Source organism: Marinitoga piezophila KA3, from assembly GCF_000255135.1.
Taxonomy (GTDB): Bacteria; Thermotogota; Thermotogae; order Petrotogales; family Petrotogaceae; genus Marinitoga; species Marinitoga piezophila.
Genome location: NC_016751.1, coordinates 1383155 through 1408558, shown reverse-complemented (window position 1 = coordinate 1408558; position 25404 = coordinate 1383155). Strand labels below are relative to the sequence as shown.

Here is a 25404-nt window from a genome sequence, read left to right as displayed (position 1 = left end):
ATTATGGGATTAATAAAAAAAGAATTTAAGGATACTTTTAAAGGGTTAATTATATGGAATATTATATTTATTTTATTTTCTGGATTATATATACCCTTTACTGATAAAATGACTGAAAAATCAGATGTTATAAGCAGATTTTTTAATTCCATACCCAGAACATTTTTAAAAGCTTTTAATATATCAGATATGGAAATGTTTTTGAAACCAGAAGGTTTTTTTGGTTCAGAAGGTATGGCCATAGTTTTTATTTTTGCTGCAGTTTATTCAATTATGCTTGTATCAAAAAGTTTTGCCGGTGAATTCGATAACGGTACAATTGAATATTTATTAATAAAACCATATTCAAGATTTAAGATTTTTTTTAGCAAATTATTGGTTATGTTTTTTAATATTACTGTTATAGCTGCAATCTTCACAGTAACGATAGTATGGATGTTTAAATTTTTTGTTGCTTCTAATTATAACGTTGAAATATTATATGGCTTTGGTTTTTATACATATGTTGTTGAAATATTCTTTATTTCTTTTACATTATTTCTTTCTTTCACAATAAAAAAAGGGTCTCTGGTAAATTCCATTGCAATGGGAATTTTATTCCTTATGTATTTTGGTTATACATTGCTTGAAGATATAAAAGGTTTATCTTTTTTAAGTTATATCAGTGTATTTAAATACATTCCACTTGTTGCTACAGTAAAAAATAATACTGTTTATTATCAAAACGGGATATTTATTATTCTCTTAAGTATTGTTTTATTAATAGTTTCCGCTTTATGGTTCAATAAAGAAGATATTTCTTTAGCGTAGGAGATGAGAATATGATTATAAAAAAGGAAATACACTCTACCCTTAAAAGTTTAATAATATGGGCTATTGTATTAATTTCATTTGCGTGGATGATAGCACCTTTTATAGATTATGTATTAAATGATTCTCAGAGTTTAAAGGAATTTATAAATATGATGCCAAAATTTATGTTAAAAGCATTTACGGATAATATAGATTCTTTATTTACACCACAGGGATTTTTTAATGTAAAAATTATGATGATGGCAGAGATATTTACCGCAATATTTTCAATAATGACGGCCGCTTCAATATTTGCACATGAATTTGAAAAAAAGACTATTGAATATATATTAATAAAACCTATAAATAGAAAACAGTTATATCAGAAAAAAGTTTATGCGCTATTCTTGATTTATCTGATTTTTGCCATGATTTTCTGGATAAGTATATTAATTCTCTTTAAAATTTATGTTCATTATCCATATGATGTTAAAATCCTTTCTTCTTTTGCATTATATCTCTTTGTAACAGAGGTTTTCTTTGGTTCTATTACAGCAATGCTTTCTGTAATATATCAGAGGAATTTTATGCCTATTTCAATTACCATGGGAATATTTGTCTTTATGCTTATAGGCGATATGCTTGGAAATGTAATGGAATCAATTAATTGGATACGATATTTCAGCATTTTTAAATATATCTCTTCTAATTCTACAGTGGCAACAGGAAAAATTTATTTATTCAATTCGCTAATTATAATAATAATTAGTATTGGCTTAATATTCACAGGGCAGTATATTTTTGAAAAAAAAGACATATCCATTTAAATGTTATTATAATAATAAAAAGTGGAAGGATGAATCCTTCCACTTTTTAATTAATTTATTCAATAGCTCTCATGGCTTCATTTGGAGATAGTTTCGATGCTGCCTTTGAAGGAGAATATACTGCTATTATTGAAATTAAATAGAATATCAGCGTTGTATAAAGTAATTTTGAATATGGCACAGCAAATGCAATTCCTGTATTTTCATAAAGTTTTAAGTATATAAGATAACTTGCAAATGTTCCTGAAAATATTCCAATTAAAAGCCCTAACATTATAGTTACTGTAGCTTCCACAAAAAAGGTCATAAATATCATATTTCTGGTAAATCCTATAGCTTTTAGCATACCTATAATCCTTTTTCTTTCATTTACCGCTTTCATCATGGTTATTGAAACACCAATAATTCCAACCATTAACCCAAAATACAAAAATGAATTAAATATATCTACCATACCCTGAGTTGCCTTTAATCCAAGATTCATTATATCATCAACAAATATATAAAATTGATTTTTCTTTTTTAAATATTGTTCCACAGAATCTTTATATGATGGATTGTCTAAAGAAAAGAAAAATCCATGTACAGCAGATTTTTTGAACTTTTCAAGATATGGATTTTTAATACTCAATATTGGTCCCATAGCCAATGATTCACTTATTTTAGAGGTAATTCCAATAACCTTATATGTTATTGTTGCACTTGATGTCTTTCCAAAACCAAATGTTGCACTTGTTATATGGCCGGTAAATTCTTTACCCAATTCAAAATCATAACCGCTTTTCGGATCAATTAATCTCTCAGGTAAAATTGCATAATCTGGATTATTATAAACTAAATTCCAGACCTCTTCATTTGATAATCCCTTAAATTCATCTATTGTTTCTTTTATTTTAAGTTTATTATTTAGAAAAAATTCCTTTGAACCAAATACAAGTGCATATTCCTGTTTTGAATTATTTAATGCGCGTATGAAGTAAAATTCACCTACATTTTTAACTCCAGGAAGTTCCTGTAAATCCTCTTTTGTTAATTTATTTATAACTATTGCTGTTGGCATTTCAACAACAACTCCATCAAAACCTGCAAATAATGCATCACGAGAGTTTCTAAGATTTTCAGAATGAATATAAGGAATTATTGTTAAAATTGTTATTATAAATATAACCATACTATATAATGCAATAATTGCACCTGTTCTTTTTGAATTTCTCATTGGATAGGAAAATGATATCTTTAATATTGGAACAAACTTACCCTTTAATTTTATAATGTTTAAAAGGAACTTTTCTATAAGCTTTAAATTAAAAGTGATAAACAATATTGAAGCTACAAGAATTGAAAATATCTTTATACCCAATGAAAGAAAATTTTCTATCTTTAAATAGAGAGCAAATATAAATAAAAGTAAAGCAAATATATTTCCTATTATACGTCTATATTTAAATATACCCTTTTCTTTTTTATTTTCTGGAATATCTTTAATCGCATTTACTATATTCAATCTTCCAACAGAATATGAATACAAATATGTTATTGTTAATGGGATTATTACACCCACAATAACACCAATGAATATAGAATACATCGAAATATAATAAGCATCTAATAATGGAACTTCACCTATTATATTCTCAAAATTAGAAAGCGATTTAAAAAGTGATGTAACCTTTGAAAAGGTAAATTCCGAAATAACTATTCCTGTAAAAATACCAAATGGAATTGACAAAAGCGTATAAAATAAACTTTCATAAAAAATTATTAAACGTATTTCCTTTCTTTTAAATCCAATTGCTCTTAACATTCCAAGTTCTTTCTTTCTCTCTGCAACAAGCATTGAATACATATTAATTATTAATATACCACCTGAAACAATAGCAAATAAACTTAAAGCAAGGAAAATATATGAAACTCCTCCTTGATCCACCGCTCTTATCTGGTTATCTTTTACAGGAATAAAATCAGCCTTTATATTCATTTCATTATATATTTTTTCTACTTGATTTGTTAATTTATTCCCCTGAATATAATCTCCTTTATTTGAAATAAGTATCTGGTGATACTTTCCTTCAGGTATCCCGGTAAAGGAACGTATAGTTTTAAGAGGAATAAAAATAGTACCTGCTCCATTATTTGCTTCAAGTCCTCTATAATTTAAAACTCCTCTGGAATCTATAATCTCAACAACTTTAAAAATTTTAGGAAACAGCAAATTAGCAGCTGTTGATCCGGTAATTATTTCTATTTCATCACCAACATTCACCTTCAGCTTTTGAGCAAGTTTTTTTGTTAGCACTGCATTATAACCCTTTAAATCTAATAATGACTCCGGAACATTTATTTTATCTGTTCCAAAATTTTTTAATAAGTTATAATCCATACCTATAACACTTGCCTGATATATATCTGACACCTTTAATCTACGAATAGACCCCTTTTTAGCAACAGAATACAATTTAAAAACTATGGGAATATTACCATCAATTAAATTTTTTTCTTCCAGCTCTAAAAGAAATGGCTTTATTTCAGAATACTCCATTGTACCTTTTGATACCAACACCTCATCTATTTCTCCAAAATATAATTCCACACTTTTATAAATATAATTTTTAAATGAATCATTAATTCCCAAAGACCCAATAATAAAAGCCATACCTATCATAGAACCTAAAATCATTAAAAAGGCCTCTTTTTTTACCCTAAAAATATTTCTAAATGAAATCTTTAGAATATGCTTCTTCATATATAAACACCACCTGTTTTAATCATTAGATGATTTTAATCTTAAAATTCCACTATCCATTTCAAATGTTTTCTGTGTATATTCTGTAATTCTTGGATCATGCGTAACAATAACAAAAGTTTGATTGTTTTTTTCATTTAATTCCTGTATTAAATTCATTATATTCATTCCTGTTTTAGTATCAAGAGCTCCTGTTGGTTCATCTGCCCAGACTATTTTGGGTTTTGTAACAAGAGCTCTTGCAATTGCAACCCTTTGGGCCTCGCCGCCACTAAGCATATTTGGAAAATTCTTCATTCTATCCTTTAATCCAACCTCTATAAGCATTTCTTCTGCAGCTTCTCTTGCGTCTTTTTCACTATATCCCTGAATTAATAAAGGAAGCTCTACATTCTCAACAGCATTTAATACCGGTATTAAATTAAAAAACTGGAAAATAAAACCCATATATTTTGCCCTAAATTCTGTTAATCTATCATCGCTTAAAGTTGTTATATCAACTCCATCTATAATCACCTTACCTGATGTAGGCGAATCAATGCCAGATAAACAATTTAAGAGTGTAGATTTTCCAGAACCTGATGGACCTAAAATAGAAACCATTTCGCCCTCAGCAATTTCTAAATTAACTCCTTTAAGCGCGTGAACTTCTATACCCTCATTTTTATATACCTTTGTAAGATTTTCAGTTTTTATTAGCATATCTATCACCTCATAAGAATCTTTTATAATTTATAATTAAATTATAAAACTTTTTCAAAAAAATAACAAGAGGGATCTCTCCCTCTTGTTAATAAAGAAAATTCGTTATAATTTTAATTCATCTAATCCTTTTTCAATAATTTCTTTTGTATCTCTTGCAATCATTAATTCTTCATTTGTTGGAACAACCATAGCAACAACCTTTGAATCTGGAGTTGAAATAATCTTTTCTTCTCCTCTTATATTATTAGCTTCCTTATCTATAGTAATTCCAAGATAACCAAGATAATTCTCGATAATTTCTTCTCTCATAATAGGTGAATTTTCACCTACACCAGCTGTAAATACAATTGCGTCTACTCCATTCATTGCTGCAGCATATGCACCAATATACTTTGCAATTCTATATTCATAAACATCAAAAGCCAATCTACATACAGGATCTCCTTCAATTGCATTATCTTCAATATCTCTCATATCACTGCTAAATCCTTTTGTTAATCCTAAAACACCGCTCTTCTTATTTAAGATATTAACAACTTCTTTGGCACTTAAACCTTCTTCTTTTTCTAAAAATTCAACAATAGCTGGATCGATATCTCCACTTCTTGTTCCCATAACAAGACCTTCTAACGGAGTGAAACCCATTGATGTATCTACAGAAACACCCTTATTTACAGCTGCAACTGAAGCACCATTTCCAACGTGTACAGTTATAATCTTCAATTCATTATATGGCTTTCCAAGAATTTCTGCAGCTCTTTTGGATACATATCTATGACTTGTTCCATGGAAACCATATCTTCTAATTTTATATTTTTCATAATATTCATAAGGAATAGCGTATAAATAAGCTTTTGCTGGCATTTTTTGATGGAATGCTGTATCAAATACTCCTACCTGTGGAACTCCTGGTAATAATTTCATTGCAGATTTTATACCCATAATATTTGCTGGATTGTGTAAAGGAGCTAAGAAAGATAAAGCTTCTATAGTCTTTAAAACTTCATCTGTTATTTTTACTGAAGATGCAAATCTTTCTCCACCGTGAACTACCCTATGACCAACAGCATCTATTTCTTTTAAATCCTTTAAAACACCGTATTTTTCAGAAGTTAATAATTCTAAAACTCTTTTTAATCCAACTTCATGATCTGGAATTTCTTCTTCCAAAATGTGCTTTTCTCCATTGATCCTATGAACGATTCTTGACCCGTTTATACCTATTCTTTCTACTAAACCTTTTGATAATACTTCTTCTGTGTTCATGTCAAGAAGCTGATACTTAATAGATGAACTACCTGAGTTTATAACCAATACTTTCATTCTGGAATCCTCCTTTGTGGAATGGTATATTATGATTTCTTAATATACATAAAGATTATATCAAAAAAAACTATAAAAATAAAGATATGTAATGTATCATAATATAACGTTCTCCCTAATAATATATATTTATCAATGAATAAACTCTCAATTTTAACATATATATTAAAATACTAAGAATAAATACTGAGAAAAAAATTTCGTGAAAATTTTTTCATATTATATAATCAAACGAGATTTTTATATGTAATTAATAATAAATAGTAATATACGACTGGAAGTTAGTCTTATGGAGGTTGTTTTATTTGAGAAAAAAATTTAAAATTAAGGTGTAAGTTATTTTATCTTCCGAGGAGGGTGCAGGCATGAGCTTATTTGATAATGCATTGAAACAATTTGATAAAGCATGTAAAGTAATGGATTTAGACCCAGATTTACAGGCAGTACTTTCAAAACCAAAAAGGGAATTAACAGTTAACTTCCCGGTTAAAATGGACGACGGTTCAATAAGAGTATTTACAGGACACAGGGTACAGCACAACATCGCAAGAGGACCTGCTAAAGGTGGAATTAGATATCACCAGGATGTAACTCTTGATGAAGTTAGAGCTTTAGCATTCTGGATGACATGGAAAGCTGCAGTTGTTGATATTCCTTACGGTGGAGGTAAAGGTGGAGTTACAGTAAATCCTAAGGAATTATCAGACGGTGAATTAGAAAGATTATCAAGAAGATTCTTCTCAGAAATTCAGGTTATAATTGGAGAAGACAGAGATATTCCAGCTCCAGACGTAAACACAAATCCACAAATAATGGCTTGGTACATGGACACATACTCAATGAATGTTGGCCATTCAGTTCTTGGTATTGTTACAGGAAAACCACTTGATATTGGTGGTTCAATGGGTAGAACTGAAGCAACAGGTAGAGGTGTTAGAGTATGTGTTGAAGAAGCTGTAGAATACATGAGAGAAAAAGGAAAAATCAACAAGAAAAATGATCAATTAACAGTTGCTATTCACGGTTTTGGTAACGTTGGTTCATACGCTGCATTATTAACAGCTGAAGAATTAGGAATGAAAGTTGTTGCATTTAGTGACTCTTCAACAGGTGTTTACAAAGAAGATGGATTCACACCTGCAGAAATAAAAGATATTATGGATTACATCTCAGCAAGAAAAGCAAGATTAGATGATTACGAAGGAGAAGTAAACTTCAAAAAGATATCAAATGACGAATTATTAACTTTAGATGTTGATATTTTAATCCCAGCTGCAATTGAAAATGTAATCACAGAAAAGAATGCAAAAGATGTAAAAGCAAAATTAATCGTTGAAGGTGCTAACGGACCTATCACACCAGAAGCAGATGAAATATTAAACGAAAAAGGCGTATTAATTGTTCCTGACTTCCTTGCAAACTCAGGAGGAGTTACAGTATCATACTTTGAATGGGTACAGGGATTACAACACTACTTCTGGGAATTAGAAGATGTTAGAGAAGCATTACACAAAAAGATGAAAAATGCATTCTGGTCAACAATTAGAACAATGGAAAAATACAATACAGATATGAGATCAGCTGCATATGTAATTGCTATTGAAAGAGTAGCTACAGCTACAAAATTAAGAGGAATTTATCCATGATCATAAATTAAATATAATAAAAAGGCTCTTCAAATTGAAGAGCCTTTTTTAATTACTTACTATCCGGTTGGGGACGAATTAAGATAATTGTTATTAATATTCCCAGAATTCCAAATATCCATAAGCTATTTAAAACAAAAGGGACATTATTACCAAAAAAGAAGGTATATACTGTAATTAATACATTTCCAACAGCTCTTGTAAACCCCATTAATGCACCAGAAGCAAAACTCTTGTTTTCTGGCAACAACTGTTGCGCATAATGCACATTAACAGACATTGTTAAAAACATAAAAGCATCTGCCAATATATAAGATATTGATAAAACCCATATATTTGTAGATGTTGAAAATAAAAATACCAGTATTGAAAACGCTGAAAAATATAATAAATTAACAAATCTTACATTGGTTTTTTCTTCTAATTTTGCTCCTAATAAATTGGAAAATGTTCCTGCAAGAAATCCAAGAGTTACAAGCAATCCTCCAACAGTTAAATCATAACCGAGCATTCTTGACTTTATAGGTACATATGACCTGAACATTATACTGATAAATGCCCTATGCACTGTTAATAACCATATTGGATAAATATATTTAAAACCTTTAAAACTCTCAAAAAATCGTGTTTTTTTATTTTTAGGCTTTAAATGATGATGAGATTTAAAATAATTATAAGCAAAATAAAAGAGTATTGTGTATAAAATAATCCCTATTAATCCTATATACAATAAATTTTTTAAATTATAATGAGTAACAAAATATGTTATAAACACAGGTCCAAGCGCATAGCCAAATGTTCCACCAACCATAAATATTGCAAGCGTAGTACTTTTCCCTTTACCAATTGTTCCACTTATACCTGCTCCTAAAGGTTCCTGTGCTGCACTTCCCATATACCCAAGGAAAAATATTAAAAATAATAGCCATATTGATTTGACATATCCCAAAAAGAAGATAGGTGTCATGGTTACTATAACCGATATATACAATAATATCAACTTTCTTTCAGATTTATCAGAAATATATCCAAAAAATATCTGGCTAAAAGAAGATGATAGCGTCAAAATTGACGCCATCATCACAAATATTTTTGGTTCATTTATATTAAAATACTCCATAAAAAATGGAATTAATGGTTTAAAATAGGACTTAAAAAAACTTACAAAAAAATTAGTAAACGTAATAAATATTGCTAACGGTTCCATTTATCCCTCCAATATATCCTTTTTATTTCTTCTGCATTGATTTATAATATCTTCAATTGATTCCTTACATTCTGAAGGTAATTTATCCCTTCCACCTTTTTCTGTTTCCCTTGAATTAATAAAATCTATTCTTCTCTGCATTGAAGATATAAAGTTTTCCACATATTCCTTATCTGTCATATCAGGGGTATACCCTTCAATTTCCATTATCTCTATTCCATTTGCCCATTCCTTGAATTCAGCCTTTCCATCAACAATATTTTCAATAATGGATAGGGTTACTTCCTTGGTTATCTTTTTATCAAGGAAATGTCCTGTATTGAGAATATAGCAATCTACTCCCTTTTCAAATAATTTTTTAAAGCTATAATAATCGTCGGATAATGGATATGTTCTAAATGGATTTGCATATGGTTCAAATACCAATGCATCTGGATCTACACCTTCAGCTAATTTCTCCGCAGATGTTCTCTTTGTTGCAAGAGTTGCTCCAAGCGTTGATGCAAGAACAGGATCTGTTACTTTCAAAATAGGTGGTAATACAGGATCCTTCATTAACCAGAAAATAGCATTTATAGGATCATCTATTTTATATACTCTATTGGGTGACCATAATTTTGATTTTAAAGCTCTTCCATTGCCATTTCTAATATCTTCCATAACAGGAATTACTCTACCCTGATTATCTATAGTTGCACCACAGTTCTGTATAGTTAAAAGATATTTATTATCTTCAGAACTTACAGGATAATCCGCTGTTTTATCAAAATATGAAGGTTCAAGTGATATCGATGATCCATCAGCCATTGAAATTACAAAAGCATCATCGTGTAATATTGTTATATCATATTTTCCATTGTGCTTTGCATGAGTTAATGTTGATTTTCCCGAACCTGAGAGTCCAAAAAATGCTGCAACATAACTTTCATTATCCTTTAAAGTATATTTTTTCAATCCGCCATGACAGGAAGCGTAACCATTTCTATTTGCAATGCCCCAACCCAATGTTAAAGTTCCTTTCTTAAATTCACCAAAGTATCTCATACCAAGTATTGCTGCACAATTATGTTCAGGATCAAAGAAGGATAATCCAAGAGGAAAATCTGGATGTTTCCAATCTGGATCTGAAAAGATATATACATCTCCTTCATTTAAAACAACGGAATTTTCATATATTTTTATGAATTCTACTGTAAATGGTTGTAAGTTTAATAACCAATTATATAATATATTTTCATGCCCCTCAGGAATTAAAAGATGATTTTTTATAATAAAATCTTCATGTAAACCTGTAAATGAAATTGCATGATACATTTTTCTAAATCTTGTATTATATACAGCCTCTCTAATTATTTCTGCATATTTTTCAACATCAACATCTGGCTCTCCAACAATTCTTCTACCAGCTGCATATCTACCTGTTACAGCTCCATCATTAAAAATTAAAATCTTGGCGCCTTCATCAAGAGCCAATAACTCAGGTTTATAAACATTTAAATCTGTTATAATTGTCCCGGGAGAATTTTTAGCAAGCTTATATGCTTCTTTTGGCGAATCTACCTTTACCACGTTGTTTCTAAAAAAAGCTGTTTCAATAGTTGTTCTGATCCTTGAAAATACTGGATTTTGTGGGTTAATTTCTTCTGGTGAAAAATAGTTTTTAGTTGCCACTTTCTAATTACCCCCTGTTTAAAATTTATTATTCAAATAAAATAAACCCTTACGGGTTTATTTTATTTGTTTTAGATTTCTTCCAAGATTTTTTAATACATCCTTATACCATTTTTTATACTCCATTATTTTGCCTTCTTCTGAATTTTTTAAATAATTATCCAGAATCTCTTCAACCGAAATATGCTTAAAATCATCTTTAAGCCTATCCTTCAATTCAACAATTGCCTCTATTCCATATATCAATATTAAACTCTTTAAGAGTTTTTCTTCTTTTTCTATTGGATTATTTACTTCTATTTTATTATTAAATATAGAATAACTTCTTTTTATTTCAGAATAAATTTCATCTATCTTTTCATCTCTATTTAATTTAGAATAATCAGCATTTCTCAATTGACTTTTTGTCTCTTCTGCTTCAAGTAAACTCTTTATTTCTTCTTCGATTTCTTCAATTATCTCCCATAAATTCTCATTCTCATCATCTTCATTGTCTATAAATATTTCAATATCAACATCATCATCTTCTTCATCTTCAACCTTTACCTTATCCTTTTTCATCTCAGCAATAAAATTAGAAAAAGCTCTTAGAGATTCATATGGCTCATTAAGCCCTATATAATCCTGAATATTTTTTATATTATAAAGCTGGAATGAATTATCTTCAATATTTTTTAACTCATTATATCCAATAACTTTAATTCTTTCAGAAATCTGTTTAAGAAAATTCTCCTGATTTATTATTTCAGGCAAAACATTTGTTCTAAATTTATTAAATTCATATATTAACGCTTTATAAAATCTCTTTATTTCTGTCATCGTTGCTTTTACTGAAATATCAAAAATACTTTGATAATCATATCTTGAAAAAATAAAGTGATGTTCATAATACTTTCCAACTTTATTTAAATATATTGCTGAAAAATCTATACTCTCATTTAATATATATATTAATAGTTCATGATTTATCACACTTTCAGTAAGCGTTAATGAATCTGTTGATACAAAAGATATCATATTTTTCATTTTATTTTTAAAGAATTTATTTAATCTGAACATTGTAAGAATCATGGGGATATACTCAATTTCAACATCAATGGTATCAGGAATTTCCACACTAAACTCCATGGGATTCCAATAATAATCCCCTGTTTTTGCATTTATTGAAAATATATACCTTTCTTCTACATCTTCATCTATTGAATCTGAAAACCAGAATTTTTTCATAATCCCCGGTTTTAATTCAAAATATGAACCGTCGATTCCATATAAAACAGCCATATTTTACCTCCATTAATCGTAGGAATATAACTTAAAGTATATTCCCAAAAATAGGTACTCCAAAAAGGCTAAACTTACGCCTAAATATGGATAGTCCCAGCTGATGATACCAATTATACCAAATAAAAATGAAAAAACATAGGTTATTATTGCTGTTGTTTTAACAGATATTTTATATCTCTTTTTTATTTTATCATATATATGATCCCTATCCCCGGAAAATGGAGAACGGTGATTGAGAATTCTCCTTAAAAAACTGAAAAACAAATCGGTATAAAACAATGCTGAAACAATCACAGAAATTGCAAATCCGCCAAATCCATGATTATTGGTCATAATTACCATCAAATAAAATATGGTATATGCAAGAAAATACGAACCTGCATCACCAAGAAATATCTTAGCTGGATAAAAATTAAAGATTAAAAATCCTGCTATTGCCGCAACTATAAATATATAATCGTATTGTTTGGAAATAATGCTTAAAAACAAAATAACAAATAATGTATTTCCTCCACATATTCCATCCATTCCATCAATCATATTAACTGCATTAATCAAGGCTACACCAAGTATTATAAGCAAGAAGAAATAAATAATGCCTATAGTAGAATAAAAGGGAATAAGTGTTGCGATAATTATTACAAATTCTACTAATAAACGAATTTTTGGGGATACATCTTTTATATCGTCTATTAATCCAAGAAACATCAGAAGAGAACTGAAAAATACAAATTTTAAATCATGTATAAAAAATATGCTGGAAAGATATATTGCCAATCCTCCAAGATATGGTGTTGCTTTCTCATGAATCTTCAAAGTTTCATCTGGTTTATCCACTATCCCCATGTTCTTTGCAACTGGAATCATTATATATGTAATTATAATTGATAAGAAAAAAACTCCTAAATAATGCATCTAAACACCCCTTAATATGCAACATCTATTATAACCTTTGCAGTTGCCTCTGGAATATATTCTTTTATTATACTATTCATAAGTTTAAAATCATTAGCTTTAAAGGTTCTTTCTATTTTTAAAATCAAATTATCTAATTCTTTCTCATTTAAAATCTTATTCTCTTTTAAAATATATATTCTATCATTTGGCGTTTTTAAAAACTCTTCAGAATCCAGAAATAATTCCTCATATAATTTTTCACCATTCCTTATTCCTGTATAGACAATTTTAATATCCTGATCTGGAATATACCCGGATAATCTTATCATCTCTCGTGCAAGATAATCTATGGATATAGGTTTTCCCATATCAAACACAAATACTTCTCCCTTATTTGCAAAAGCTCCTGCTTGCAATACCAATGCTACAGCTTCAGGTATAGTCATAAAATATCTTTTCATATCTGGATGTGTAACTGTCACAGGACCACCATTTTTTATTTGTTCTTTAAAAATCGGCACAACGCTGCCTCTACTTCCCAGAACATTTCCAAATCTAACAATTCCAAAATGTGTCTTTGACCTTCTGGAAATAGACCTGATTATTATTTCTCCAAGTCGTTTGGAACTTCCCATAATAGATGTTGGATTTATTGCCTTATCAGTTGAAATAAAAACAAAATGTGAAACATCATATTTATCTGACAACCTGGCGAGTATATAAGTCCCATATGAATTAACCCTAAAAGCCTCAGAAGGGTTCTTTTCCATTAAGGGAACATGCTTATGTGCGGCAGCATGAAAAACAACATCTGGCGAAAATCTTTTAAATACCTCTTCCATTCTATCTTCATTGGTTACATCGCTGATAATTTCAACAACTTTTAAATTAGGGAACTTTTCTTTTAATTCCCTGTTTATTTTAAATATGCTATTTTCACCACGACCTAAAATCAATAATTTCTCAGGATTTAACGCTGCAACCTGACGACAAATTTCAGAACCAATACTACCGCCAGCACCTGTAACCAAAACAGTTTTATTGGTTATATAAAAACCTATTTCATCAAAATTAACCTTTATTTCCTTTCTACCAAGCAAATCCTCTATATTAACATCCCTTAAAAATCCCAACGATACTTTATTATTTAATATCTCAAACAAACCTGGTAATGTTTTTAATCTAACTCGTTTTGTATCAATATTACTAATAATCCTCTTTAATTCCTCTGATGTTGCGGAAGGAATAGCAATTATAACCTCATTTATTTTTAGCTTTTCAACATAATCCATTACTTCATTTGTTTTCCCTAAAACAGGAATCCCTCTTATTAATCTTCCAATCTTAATTTCATCATCATCCAAAAATCCTTTAACAACACCATTTTCTGGATTTCTTAAAAACTCATCCAGCAATTCAACCCCGGCTTCACCAGCACCAATAATAAGAATATTCTTTCTATTATCAGGATAATGATTTTCTATATGTTTATTCTTTGAAAACCACCATGTCCTGCTCCCAATAACCAGAATACTTCCTAAAAGGGCAGTTATAAACCCTACTGTAAGAGGCAATGAAAAAGATTTAAAAAATAGTCTTCTAATTGCCTCAACAACAAGAAAATTTAAAAGATATCCCGTAAATGCTGAATATACAATAGGCTTTATTTCCTTTAAAGTAGCAAATCTCCATATCTGGTCATATATTTTATTCACATACATAACCAGAATCATTATTGCCGGAAACAAAAATATCGGCAATATATACTTTTCCATTTCAACATAGTCAGTTTGAAATCTGAAAAATAGGGCTATTATATAACTTACAAAAAATATAATATAATCAAGAACCATCAAAAGTGCTTTTCTTTTCATACTCTCCACCTTTTTAATTTTTTATTTTCTGAAATTACAAACTATTTCAATTATTATACATCAGGTTTTCCAATAACCATACATAATTATTGGAAAATTAGTTAAGAAAACATTCATAAAAAAGTTCATTCAAGCAGGTGAAAATTCTCAAAGAGAAACAATCAACAACACAAAAAATTTTCAAAATGTATAAATCTCAATAATTATTAAGTATATTTCTAAAATTCTCCACAACATATTGCTGCTTTTCAAAATCAAGCTCAGTATAAAAAGGAATAGCTATCGTCAACGATGAAATTAATTCAGTTACAGGATAATCACCATATTCATAACCATATAAATCCCTATAAAATTTCTGTAAATGCACAGGAGAAAAATAGTTTTTTGCCTGAATTCCAACTGCATTTAATTGTTTTATTATATCATAAGTAATTTCCCTTATTTCCAGAACCTTACTCTTCCAGAATTCCCTTTCATTATCTGGAATATACAAAGGTAAATCAAAACTTTTCATATATTCTGGAATATCAATAAAATTTGAAATCCAATCCAGGGAAAGACGAACAACAAATACAAACCAGCTTGGCTTTGTTGTATATTCCTCAACATGAGGTAATATTACTCTATCCTCTTCCTTAAATAATTCATAATAATTCTTTGCTACATTTTCCCTTTTTTCCAGTATTTCATCAAGTCTCTTCATTTGAACATATCCCAGAGCTGCTGATAATTCATCCATTCTATAATTATACCCCAATCTAACATGTTCCAGCCATTCATATGAATCACCGCGGCCCTGATTTGCCATAGACCTTGAAAGCTTCGCTATCTCTTCATTATTGGTAATAATCATACCACCTTCACCGGTAGTAATCTGCTTATTAGGATAAAAAGCAAACGTCCCCGCTTCACCAAGCGTTCCAACCATTCTATCCTTGTATTTTGCCCCTATAGCTTCACAAGAATCTTCAACAACCTTCCAATTATATTTTTTATTCAACTCAAAAAATCTATCCCAATCGAGAGGTTGACCAAAAATATCAACCCCCATAAAAAAAGTTATATCCTTTAAACCTTTAATCCTTTTCCATAATGGATGATCTATATCATTAAGGGTTAATTCTATCTTTTCAATATCAATATTATAATTTTCTGGATCAATATCAATAAACACAGGATGTGCTCTTTCAAACATGGCAACATTTGATGAAGCTATAAATGTAAACGGCGTAACTATCATTCCTTCATTTTCCTTTATTCCCAATGACCTTAAAATCAAATGTAAAGCAGACGTTCCGCTGTTTACAGCAACGGCATAATCAACATTAAAATACTCTTTCATCTTTTCCTCAAATTTATTTAAAAATGACCCCAAAGCCAATCTTTTTCTTCTAAAAACATTTAATAATATCTTTTTTTCTTCTTCTGTTAAACTTGCATCAGAAAGTGGAACATTCATAAACAATACCCCCTCATACTAAAAGAAGCTCGCATGAATGCGAGCTTATTTATTTCCAAATAGATTTATTTCTGTATTCAGTCCAAAAACTACTCTGAAATTTTCCAGAATATTTGGAGGAATTGATGGATTTACCACAGCCAATCCACCAAAAACATTTACCTTATTAAACAACCAGAACTTTTTAAATGACTGAATTCCATAAATATAACCAGCTATACCATATTCAGTTCCATTGCTTTTAAATCCTGTTGTTACTTCAATATTTAAAAACTTATCCGTCTTTTCGTCGCTACTTATTAAATAATTTAACCCTCCGAAAATATTGAAATATGAATCGATAATAGTTTTCGGCTCCTGTGTTGTTTCATTAAATTCTGTTTCCATTTTTTGTGTATAGTCTGTCCCCACAGATAGTTTTAACGAATCGCTTATATAAGAAATATTTCCTATTATGTGGGCACTTTCCACACCTTCAAAACCAAAAGAAACAGAACCTGCCAGAGGAAGATCTCCCATCTTATTACTTCCAACTTTAATATAGGCTCCTCCATTGCTTGTTGAAACACCAACTTCCATAATTCCAAATAACCCATATCTAATAGCTGCAACTCCGGGAGTGATTGTATCAATTTTCAAAATCCCTTCATCTAATACCTCTCCTGAAGGCAATAATGTTTCAAAACCAAAAAACATCACATTTACAAATAAAATTAGCGTTAAAAGAAGCTTTTTCATAAAATCACTTCCCTGCATTTATTAATTTTTTTATTCTTCTTCCTTTTTTCCAAATTCAAGTGTTCTTTCAACCTGAATAAATTTATAGAATTCCATTTCGTCTCCTTCGTTAATATCATCAAAATTAAGGATTTTTACACCACATTCCTTTGGAGCTTCTATTCTCTTTACTTCATCCTTATAATGTCTCAAAGATTCAAGCTTTCCATCATATACAAGCTTTCCGCCTCTATATAATCTTACTCCACCGTCTCTTTCAACATATCCTTCTTTTAATTGAATACCGGCGATGTTACCAACCTTTTTAATTCTAAATACCTGTTTAACTTCACCATAACCTGTAATCTCTTCTTTTTCTTCAGGTTCAAGCATACCCTGTAATGCCTTTTTAAGATCATCTATTAAATTAAAGATTATATCATATCTCTTTATCTGAATTCTTTCCTGTTCAGCAAACTTTACAGCGCTACTATCTGCTTTAACCCTGAATCCAAGAATAACAGCATCTGAAGCTGTTGCAAGCATAACATCACTCTTTGTTATAGCACCTATACCGCCATGAATCACCTGTAACTCAATTTCTGGATTTTGCAATTTAGCTATTGCATTCTTTAATGCTTCAAGAGATCCAAATGTATCTGCTTTTAAAATAATATTTAATATCTTCTGTTCTCCTTCTTCCTGCATCATTTTTAATGCATCTTCAAGACGTATATGTCTTTTCTGAACAGTTTTTTCTTCTAATTCCTTCTTCTTTTCAACATATTCTCTTGCTTCATGTAAAGTTTTCACACCATAAAGAATTGAATGCATATCAGGAACTTCTTCAAAACCCAAAATCTGCACAGGATCAGATGGCCCTGCAACCTTAACATTCTTTCCATTTGGGTCTATCATTCTTCTAACCTTACCAAATGTACTTCCAGCTACAAAATAATCTCCAACCTTTAATTTTCCATCTTTGATTATTGCAGTTGCAACAGGACCAAGAAATTTATCGAGTTTACTTTCAATAATAACTCCTCTTGCCAATCCCTCTGGATAACATTTAATTTCCTGCATTTCTGCAACCAGAAGAATCATTTCGAGCAATTCATCAATTCCCTGACCAGCCTTAGCTGAAATAGGAACTGTAATTGTATCTCCACCCCAGTCTTCTGGAATAAGATTTAATTTTGCAACCATTTGCTGTTTTGTTAATTCAATATTTGCATTTGGTTTATCTATCTTGTTTATTGCCACAATTATAGGAACATTAGCATTTTTGGCGTGATTATATGCTTCAATTGTTTGAGGCATAACACCGTCATCAGCAGCTATAATTAACACAACAATATCTGTAGCCTGAGCACCACGAGCTCTCATTTCTGTAAAAGCTTCGTGTCCTGGAGTGTCAATAAATGTAATTTTTCTTCCTTCATAATTTACCTGATAAGCACCTATAGACTGCGTAATTCCTCCAGCTTCTTTTTCAGCAACCCTTGTATTTCTAATATTATCAAGCAAAGTTGTCTTACCATGATCAACATGCCCCATAATAGTAACAACTGGAGCTCTTTCAACGAGTTTATCCTCTTTTTCTTCATATAACTTCTTCCAGAATTCCTTTAATTCTTCTTCTGGATCAACTTTACCTTCTTTATTTGCTGGAGTTGATTCTGATACTTCTGCTGTTTCTTCAACAATATCAAGCAATGTATTAAACATCATTGCAATCTCTTCTGCTTCAGATTCTGATAAAGCCTGCCCTGGTCTCAATATCTTTCCTTTCATAAAGAAAGCTTTTATAATATCATTTTGACCTTTCCCAAGTTTTTTTGCAAGAATATCTAACTTTAATTCTGATTTAGTTATCTTTACTTCTTTAATATCTTCTTCCTCGCTTTTTTCTTCATTTTTCTTTTCTTCTTTTACAAAATCAGGTTTATTATTTTTATTGAACTTCTTATTTTTATTCTTATTCTTTTTATCCTTTTTATGATCTTTTTTAAAATCCTTTTTCTCTTTAAAATGCTTTTTTTCTTTTGATTGCTGTGATTCCTGTTTCTTTTTCTCAGCTTTCTTCTTTTCTTCTGCTTCCTTTTTCTTCTCTTCAAAATATTCTTTTATGGCCTCAACCTCATTATTTTCAAGTGATGACATATGGCTTTTTAAATCATATCCCAATTCTCTTAATTCTTCTAGAAATTCTCTGGAATTCTTTCCAAATTCCTTGGCTAATTGATATACTCGTGTCTTAGACATTCGAATCACCTCCAACATTTGCTACATCGATTAATCCTTTTACTATATTCTCATCCAATACTCCAACAACACTGATTTCATCTCTTCCAAGAGACTTACCAAGTGTTTCCTTTGTAAAATCTTTTAAAAGAACATATGGAACTCTATGTGATTGACATCTTTTTATTGTATCTTCTTTTATAGACTCACCTGTATCAGATGCAATAACAATAAACTTATATCTTTTTCTTGGATTTCTTATATATTCTCTTATATTATCTTTTCCAAATATTATTTTTCGCATCCTTGCAGCAAATCCCAAAAGATTTACAATCTTTTGTTCATTCATTCTTTAATACCTCCGTTCTTCTTTCTACAATTATTATAACATATAAAATGTGAATAATAAAATCTTCACAGCAATATGCATATTAAATAACAGTCCCTTAACAAAAAAATAACCCCTGATGTTTCAGGGGTTAGAATTCAGCACTTGCATTAAACATAAAATAATAATCTTTAAAACCTTCATCAAATTTATGTCCTAATGTTATACTTACAGAATTTTCATCTTCAATCAATTTTATACCTGCATTATAACCTATATTTCCATCATTGTCATAATGTAAATTCCCAATACCATTTAAATTACTTAAAACCGGTATATTTAAATTAACTTCTACAAAATATGTTTTTTCTGATGTATTATATTCCGTATAAATATTTGATAAAGATAATATCTCAGAATATAAAACTACATTTTTCTTATCAAATTCATACATTCCTTCAAAATAAAGATCATCATTTTCATAATCTCCTTTTACATATTCTAAGGAATCTGAATATTTCCCTTCAATACCAATATTTAAGTATTTAACTCTTGCATAAATATTCATAGATGAATCATCTGTAGCTGGAATATATCCAAAATAACCATTTATGTCTTCCATACTTGTTTTTGATAATAACATATATTGAATATTGTTATTTTTTGAATAAATATCAAGAGTTATATCTAATACAGAAGTTTTTATTCCTCCATAAAAACCTATATTCGTTTTTTCTATATTTTCTTCATAAAAATTCCATAAATTATTAGAAGCTGCATTGTTATATATTCCAAAGAGATATTTTTCGTTTTCCCAATTTATCTTTAATGATTTTAATTTAAATTGCCAGTTTGTATTATCTGCATATAAATTTGCTTCAAATTTCATATTACCTTTATCTGGATTAATTGTTAAAATAAATTCATGATTTATTTCTGGAGTTTTTAACGAAAAAGTATCCTTATCTATTTTAGAATTTAAACTAAACTTATATCCTCCAGATAATATATTATTTGTCTCTTTTTCTGCTTTTTTGATTTTTAATGTTCCATTTTCTAATACTAAAGTAAAAACTCCATTTTTCCCACCAAATCCATCAGGCACATATCCCGGGGCTTCAGGGTCTTCCTTCCAATCACTTCCATTTATAACAAATTTATACTGATATTCACCAGGAGAAAGTTTTATTGCTATTCTCCATACTCCATTATTTACTTTTTTCATTAATAAAGCAGATGAATTCCAGTTATTAAAGCTACCTGCAAGATAAACTGCAGATGCTGTTATATCTTTATATTCAAAAACAACCATATTATTATCTATATAAATCTTTGAAAAAACAGAAATACCCATAATTAATACAATTAAAATAACATATATTCTTTTCACCCATTACACCTCCTAAAATCCTGTTTTTACAGTTAATGAGATTCTTTTTGAAAAATTTTTGCTTGCTCCAAAGTTTCCGTCGCCTAATGATAAAATAATCTCAGAATTTGAAAAACCTGTATACTTAGCTTCGGCATATAATGTTTTATATCTTTCTATTGCACCATATATATACATTCCCTTAATAAAAAAGTTTACGTCTCCAAATCCTCTCGAAACAGAACCATATAGAACTTCCGAAAAACCTCCACTATATACCACGCTATCTTCTATCTCAACATTTTTATTTCCAAAAATATACAATAAATTATAATAAGTATTCATAAAATTACCTTTCATGTTTGCCGAAATAGCAAAATCTGAATATTTCTTTATATTAGACCAATTATCTTCCATACCCTTTTTATAACCAGAAACTGTTAAATCAAACATATTATTAAAATGAAATGGTAAATTTAATGCTATTTCTGATTTGTTTAAATCAAAATTTTTAGCCAGGCCAACATAAAGATAATTAAAATCATTTATTTTTAAATAATTTTTTATATAATCAATACTAAATTTATCAAAAGAAAGTGTATTATCTTCAAAAGAATAATTTACTTCAGAAGAAACTCCTATATTTTTTACTTTTACCTCTCCATAAACGTTTTGTTTAAAACTATCTGGAAGATATTTTTTATCAAATTCAGGAGATAAATATTTTAAATAAACAGCAGTCTCAAAATCTTTGTAATTAAGCCTATTACCAAGAAAAATAAAATAATTATCCTCTAAATAAAAAACTCCTTTTTCATATGAATATCCAAATTCACCCAATAATTGAAAATTATCCTGAGTAAAATTAAAATCAAACATTCTCCAATCTGTATAAATATATTTTGTATAAAACTCTCTACCATATATATAGCTATAATAAAGTTGTCCAAAAGGTATTCCTCTAATTTGAGAAATAAACAAAGAAGAATTTTCACTTTCTCTTTTTACTAAATATGTTTCTAAAGAAAATAACGATATATCAAAATTAGCTTTTAAACCATTTACAGCACCAATTTTTTCATTATTGAAAGCATTAATCCAATCGGTAGTATTAACGCTTTTCTTCTTCCAGAATGTTGTAATTTTATTGGAATCAAATTTAAATTCAAATTCTCCATCGGTTACATAATAATTATTGTCATCCCCTCTATTCAAATTAAATGAGCCAAAAAAGTTTGTTGAATCTGGTTTTAAATAAATATCAAATTTCATACCATTCCAATAAAATTGAGTTGGTGAGGCTTCAAAATCATATGTCCACGAACTTTCAACATTAGCATTAATTCCCACCTGAGAAAACGCAATTAATGGAATAATCAACAAAATATAGATCATGATTTTTTTCATTGAGAATCACCAACCTTTAATTCAACAATATCAACCTTACCTATCAGTGGATAAAACTTAACTGTAAAACCATTTACATTGCTTTTAAATGTATATCTTTGATTTTGAGATGAATCTGAATACACCTCACCATTGAAAATCATCTGCCATGGCATCCATGTTGTAGATGGTGGAATTTTGTATTCAATACTATCATTTGCATTATATGTTTTGTTTATTGTAATTTCAAAATAATCATCTTTTTTTGTCATTTTTTCAGGAGTCCAATTATTTGGAGTTCCTGCAAAATACCATTCCATATTGAGTTTTGTATCATCGCCAATACCTGTGGATTTCCCTTCACTTAATCTTTCAAGATCTAAATATATTGTTATTTTATCTTCAGTTGCAGCAGTTTCTAAAATAGGAATACTATTGGATGCAATATTGCCATCATTCTTTACATAATAAACCTTATAATATCCCATTTTAAATATTGAATCATTATTTTGGATTTCTCCAAAATTTATTTTTTCTTTATCTATTGTTACCTTATATAATTTTAAATTCGCATCATAAACAAATTTACTATTTTCTATAAGCGTTTTATCATCCGTCTGCATCCAGTTATTTCCATCATAACCAACGTATAACCCTTCAGGTACAGATAATCCCAAAATATTCATTAAGCATCCAGAAAATAAAAAAATAGAAAAAAGTATTAAAATTAAAACTTTCCTCAAAAAAATCACCTCCACTTCCTTTAAAAAAACCCACCCCAAAATTGAGGTGGGGATGTATTGAATTTATTGAACGGTATATTCTTGCATATTAACAATTGTTAAAGGTACATTCCAATTCCAACCATCTGGATATGGATTATCTGGTGTGGTATCAGGTGCAGAAGCATTATCTCCTCCAACAATAGTTCCTACAAATTTAATCTTATCTCCCTTACTTAAACCAAGATCTGATAATTTTATTTTTACTTCCATTATAGGATCTGTATTAGTTTTTGATACTATATATTCATCATGCTGAGTTTTTGTTGTGGTACTATCTACTGTCCACAATTGAGGATCTCCATGTTCCCATGAAGCTATAAAGAAATGTATAGGTGTTCCTTCTTGTGTCTGGATAACTCGTGGCCAAGCTCCAAAATTCATATCTGTTGCTCCACCGGTAGCTCCTTCTTTTGAAACATATACAATAAATCCATTACTTGAAGCCTTATATTTAGCACCTATATATAAATATTCGTCATCATTTGCAAATCCCAACCAATTAATATCATTTGATTCTCCCCATTTACTATCATCATCAGCATCATCAAGAACTGTTTTTGTTGCATAATCTGTCCAATCGGATAAATCACCATCTATTATTATCTGACCTGGTGCTGCAATATCTGATGTTTTTCTTGGAACAACTTTTAATTGGTCATGATTATACATAACCACACCTGTTATTGTATATTTTATTCCTTCTACAAATTCTTTTCCTACATAATTTTTTACAACTATAGTTGCATTTTCAGATTCAAAAGTTGCATTGCCATAATTATCATCAGCTTCTTTACATATCCCTTTAAATTTTACTAATTTCCCATAATAATTCCAATTATCCTTTATTTCTATTCCTGTAATATCTTCTGGATCTAAAATTATATTTGATTTTAACACTGTAACAGTAGCTGAATTATTTAAAGAATATTCGTAAGTATCTTCATATTTCTTTGCACTGCCCTCTACATATATAAGATCTCCAACTTTCAAATCTTCTATATTATATGGTTTATATACTTCAATTCCTCGACTGGAATCTTGAATAAAAACATATGTACTGTACTTATAATTAACTACCCCAACACTAGTTGCTTCTATTGTACCTTCAGAATCGATTTTATCTATCACGCTAGAAATTGTTGAAATATTTTCAAGTGGTTCAACTGTTAATTTTGAAAAATGTGGATCAAATGTAACTTTTGCTCCCATTACATAATTTCCTTCAGTGAAATATTTATATTCGTTTCCTGTACCAACTCCATAATAATGTCCTTGTGTAAAGAAAAAAGGTTTTTCTTCATCTGTTTTATCCCAATGATCATAACCTAAAGAAATTTTGAATCCCATAGGATTTTCTGGTCCAAATATTGTTCTGGAAGATATTTTTGTTGTATCAACTATATAAGTACCATTAGTCATTTCAACAAAATCCCAACCTGTTGGAGAACCTACAAAATATATAGTTGATGCATCTTTTGTATTATCTCCCATAACTCCTGCTATTGTTTTGTGATCTGTTGTTGTATCTGCTGAAGGATCAAAATAAAATACAACCTTATCCATATTCTTTGCTATATCAGGATCCATTGGAACACTTGGATCATTTTTTTCAAATCCACCGTAAGCTATAGAACTATCTCCTGTAATTTGAACAACTTTCCACCACCATACTTTTTCAGCATTTTTAGGTGCTGGTACATTTTCTGCTAAATCCAAACCAGAAATTTCCAGTTTATATGTTCCATCATCCTGTTTTACAAACTTCCAATCAGGAATTAAACTAAAATTCCATTCGCTATTAGAAAAATAAAGATAATAACCATCTTCCAATTTTATAGGCTCTTTAGGCTTTGGAAAACATCCTACAAATACCATAGATAAAACTACCAATAAACTTAAAATAAATACTGCCTTTTTCATCTGTCCCCCTCCTATAACAAAAATTTGTAATAATTATGTTGCGTTACTATTATACAACTTCAAAAAATATATATAAAGTCTATTTTTGGTTATTAAACCATTTTATTTCATATTATTGGTAAATAATGGTAATTATTACAAATTTTCTTAAATGCAATTTAATATTGATATTATTTTTATCATTTTATATAAGCAATAAATATTACTGGTAAAAATACATCTATTTA

At 29.3% G+C, this 25404-nt stretch carries 19 protein-coding genes; 3 read left to right on the top strand and 16 right to left on the bottom strand.

The genetic code is table 11. The features are described 5' to 3' along the window. Nucleotides 1-3 precede the first annotated feature (3 nt). Together MARPI_RS06660 and MARPI_RS06655 are read left to right on the top strand one after the other, a co-directional pair. On the top strand, nt 4-810 hold the full coding sequence (locus MARPI_RS06660; RefSeq protein ID WP_014296829.1) for an ABC transporter permease subunit: 807 nt from the start codon (nt 4-6) through the stop codon (nt 808-810). 11 nt (nt 811-821) lie between these two features. Next, complete coding sequence (locus MARPI_RS06655) at nt 822-1619, top strand: ABC transporter permease subunit (protein WP_014296828.1); 798 nt, start codon at nt 822-824, stop codon at nt 1617-1619. Nucleotides 1620-1674: 55 nt separating this feature from the next. Here the strand turns inward: MARPI_RS06655 and MARPI_RS06650 are convergent, their stop codons facing one another. From MARPI_RS06650 to ackA, 3 genes are all read right to left on the bottom strand, one after another. After that, nucleotides 1675-4362 carry an ABC transporter permease gene (locus tag MARPI_RS06650; RefSeq protein ID WP_014296827.1) on the bottom strand — a complete coding sequence of 896 codons (2688 nt, stop codon included), beginning with the start codon at nt 4360-4362 and terminating at the stop codon, nt 1675-1677. A gap of 18 nt (nt 4363-4380) precedes the next feature. Then, a complete protein-coding gene (locus MARPI_RS06645; protein WP_014296826.1) occupies nt 4381-5064 on the bottom strand; it encodes an ABC transporter ATP-binding protein in 684 nt (227 codons plus the stop codon). Nucleotides 5065-5169: 105 nt separating this feature from the next. Then, entirely contained in the window at nt 5170-6390 is a 1221-nt protein-coding gene (gene ackA, locus MARPI_RS06640; protein WP_014296825.1) for an acetate kinase, read from the bottom strand. A 365-nt stretch (nt 6391-6755) separates the two neighbouring features. Here ackA and MARPI_RS06635 point away from each other — a divergent pair, with 365 nt between their 5' ends. Next, on the top strand, nt 6756-8036 hold the full coding sequence (locus tag MARPI_RS06635; protein WP_014296824.1) for a Glu/Leu/Phe/Val family dehydrogenase: 1281 nt from the start codon (nt 6756-6758) through the stop codon (nt 8034-8036). A 52-nt stretch (nt 8037-8088) separates the two neighbouring features. Here MARPI_RS06635 and MARPI_RS06630 read toward each other — a convergent pair whose 3' ends face one another. The 13 genes from MARPI_RS06630 to MARPI_RS06570 form a co-directional block, all read right to left on the bottom strand. Continuing rightward, nucleotides 8089-9243 carry an MFS transporter gene (locus tag MARPI_RS06630; RefSeq protein WP_014296823.1) on the bottom strand — a complete coding sequence of 385 codons (1155 nt, stop codon included), beginning with the start codon at nt 9241-9243 and terminating at the stop codon, nt 8089-8091. After that, nucleotides 9244-10914, bottom strand: coding sequence for a phosphoenolpyruvate carboxykinase (ATP) (locus MARPI_RS06625; RefSeq protein WP_014296822.1), 1671 nt, complete (start codon nt 10912-10914; stop codon nt 9244-9246). A 57-nt stretch (nt 10915-10971) separates the two neighbouring features. After that, entirely contained in the window at nt 10972-12195 is a 1224-nt protein-coding gene (locus MARPI_RS06620; protein ID WP_014296821.1) for a hypothetical protein, read from the bottom strand. 12 nt (nt 12196-12207) lie between these two features. Beyond that, nucleotides 12208-13113 (bottom strand): glycosyltransferase family 4 protein, encoded by a 906-nt coding sequence (locus MARPI_RS06615; RefSeq protein WP_014296820.1) that lies wholly within the window; start codon nt 13111-13113, stop codon nt 12208-12210. A gap of 11 nt (nt 13114-13124) precedes the next feature. After that, the gene (locus MARPI_RS06610) at nt 13125-14969 is read right to left on the bottom strand and encodes a polysaccharide biosynthesis protein (protein WP_014296819.1); all 1845 of its coding nucleotides are present in this window, start codon (nt 14967-14969) and stop codon (nt 13125-13127) included. A 196-nt stretch (nt 14970-15165) separates the two neighbouring features. Beyond that, complete coding sequence (locus tag MARPI_RS06605; RefSeq protein WP_014296818.1) at nt 15166-16428, bottom strand: DegT/DnrJ/EryC1/StrS family aminotransferase; 1263 nt, start codon at nt 16426-16428, stop codon at nt 15166-15168. Between the two features lie 45 nt (nt 16429-16473). Continuing rightward, a complete protein-coding gene (locus tag MARPI_RS06600) occupies nt 16474-17166 on the bottom strand; it encodes a hypothetical protein (protein ID WP_014296817.1) in 693 nt (230 codons plus the stop codon). A gap of 30 nt (nt 17167-17196) precedes the next feature. Continuing rightward, nucleotides 17197-19410: a translation initiation factor IF-2 gene (gene infB / locus MARPI_RS06595; protein ID WP_014296816.1), complete on the bottom strand. Its 2214-nt coding sequence runs from the start codon at nt 19408-19410 to the stop codon at nt 17197-17199. Beyond that, the gene (locus MARPI_RS06590) at nt 19403-19738 is read right to left on the bottom strand and encodes a L7Ae/L30e/S12e/Gadd45 family ribosomal protein (protein ID WP_014296815.1); all 336 of its coding nucleotides are present in this window, start codon (nt 19736-19738) and stop codon (nt 19403-19405) included. Before MARPI_RS06590 ends, infB begins: the two co-directional genes overlap by 8 nt. A 130-nt stretch (nt 19739-19868) precedes the next feature. Beyond that, complete coding sequence (locus tag MARPI_RS10770) at nt 19869-21107, bottom strand: isoamylase early set domain-containing protein (RefSeq protein WP_014296814.1); 1239 nt, start codon at nt 21105-21107, stop codon at nt 19869-19871. Nucleotides 21108-21119: 12 nt separating this feature from the next. Continuing rightward, the gene (locus MARPI_RS06580; protein ID WP_014296813.1) at nt 21120-22493 is read right to left on the bottom strand and encodes a hypothetical protein; all 1374 of its coding nucleotides are present in this window, start codon (nt 22491-22493) and stop codon (nt 21120-21122) included. Beyond that, nucleotides 22490-23215: a hypothetical protein gene (locus MARPI_RS06575; protein WP_014296812.1), complete on the bottom strand. Its 726-nt coding sequence runs from the start codon at nt 23213-23215 to the stop codon at nt 22490-22492. The genes MARPI_RS06580 and MARPI_RS06575 overlap by 4 nt, the downstream gene beginning before the upstream one ends. Before the next feature lie 63 nt (nt 23216-23278). Then, entirely contained in the window at nt 23279-25177 is a 1899-nt protein-coding gene (locus MARPI_RS06570) for a hypothetical protein (RefSeq protein ID WP_014296811.1), read from the bottom strand. Nucleotides 25178-25404: the final 227 nt, after the last annotated feature.

What these genes read in the sequence shown, in the direction of transcription:
- MARPI_RS06660 (WP_014296829.1), top strand. Translation starts at nt 4, where the DNA reads ATGGGATTAATAAAAAAAGAATTTAAGGATACTTTTAAAGGGTTAATT.
- MARPI_RS06655 (WP_014296828.1), top strand. Translation starts at nt 822, where the DNA reads ATGATTATAAAAAAGGAAATACACTCTACCCTTAAAAGTTTAATAATA.
- MARPI_RS06650 (WP_014296827.1), bottom strand. Translation starts at nt 4,362, where the DNA reads ATGAAGAAGCATATTCTAAAGATTTCATTTAGAAATATTTTTAGGGTA.
- MARPI_RS06645 (WP_014296826.1), bottom strand. Translation starts at nt 5,064, where the DNA reads ATGCTAATAAAAACTGAAAATCTTACAAAGGTATATAAAAATGAGGGT.
- ackA (WP_014296825.1), bottom strand. Translation starts at nt 6,390, where the DNA reads ATGAAAGTATTGGTTATAAACTCAGGTAGTTCATCTATTAAGTATCAG.
- MARPI_RS06635 (WP_014296824.1), top strand. Translation starts at nt 6,756, where the DNA reads ATGAGCTTATTTGATAATGCATTGAAACAATTTGATAAAGCATGTAAA.
- MARPI_RS06630 (WP_014296823.1), bottom strand. Translation starts at nt 9,243, where the DNA reads ATGGAACCGTTAGCAATATTTATTACGTTTACTAATTTTTTTGTAAGT.
- MARPI_RS06620 (WP_014296821.1), bottom strand. Translation starts at nt 12,195, where the DNA reads ATGGCTGTTTTATATGGAATCGACGGTTCATATTTTGAATTAAAACCG.
- MARPI_RS06615 (WP_014296820.1), bottom strand. Translation starts at nt 13,113, where the DNA reads ATGCATTATTTAGGAGTTTTTTTCTTATCAATTATAATTACATATATA.
- MARPI_RS06610 (WP_014296819.1), bottom strand. Translation starts at nt 14,969, where the DNA reads ATGAAAAGAAAAGCACTTTTGATGGTTCTTGATTATATTATATTTTTT.
- MARPI_RS06605 (WP_014296818.1), bottom strand. Translation starts at nt 16,428, where the DNA reads ATGAATGTTCCACTTTCTGATGCAAGTTTAACAGAAGAAGAAAAAAAG.
- MARPI_RS06600 (WP_014296817.1), bottom strand. Translation starts at nt 17,166, where the DNA reads ATGAAAAAGCTTCTTTTAACGCTAATTTTATTTGTAAATGTGATGTTT.
- infB (WP_014296816.1), bottom strand. Translation starts at nt 19,410, where the DNA reads ATGTCTAAGACACGAGTATATCAATTAGCCAAGGAATTTGGAAAGAAT.
- MARPI_RS06590 (WP_014296815.1), bottom strand. Translation starts at nt 19,738, where the DNA reads ATGAATGAACAAAAGATTGTAAATCTTTTGGGATTTGCTGCAAGGATG.
- MARPI_RS06580 (WP_014296813.1), bottom strand. Translation starts at nt 22,493, where the DNA reads ATGAAAAAAATCATGATCTATATTTTGTTGATTATTCCATTAATTGCG.
- MARPI_RS06570 (WP_014296811.1), bottom strand. Translation starts at nt 25,177, where the DNA reads ATGAAAAAGGCAGTATTTATTTTAAGTTTATTGGTAGTTTTATCTATG.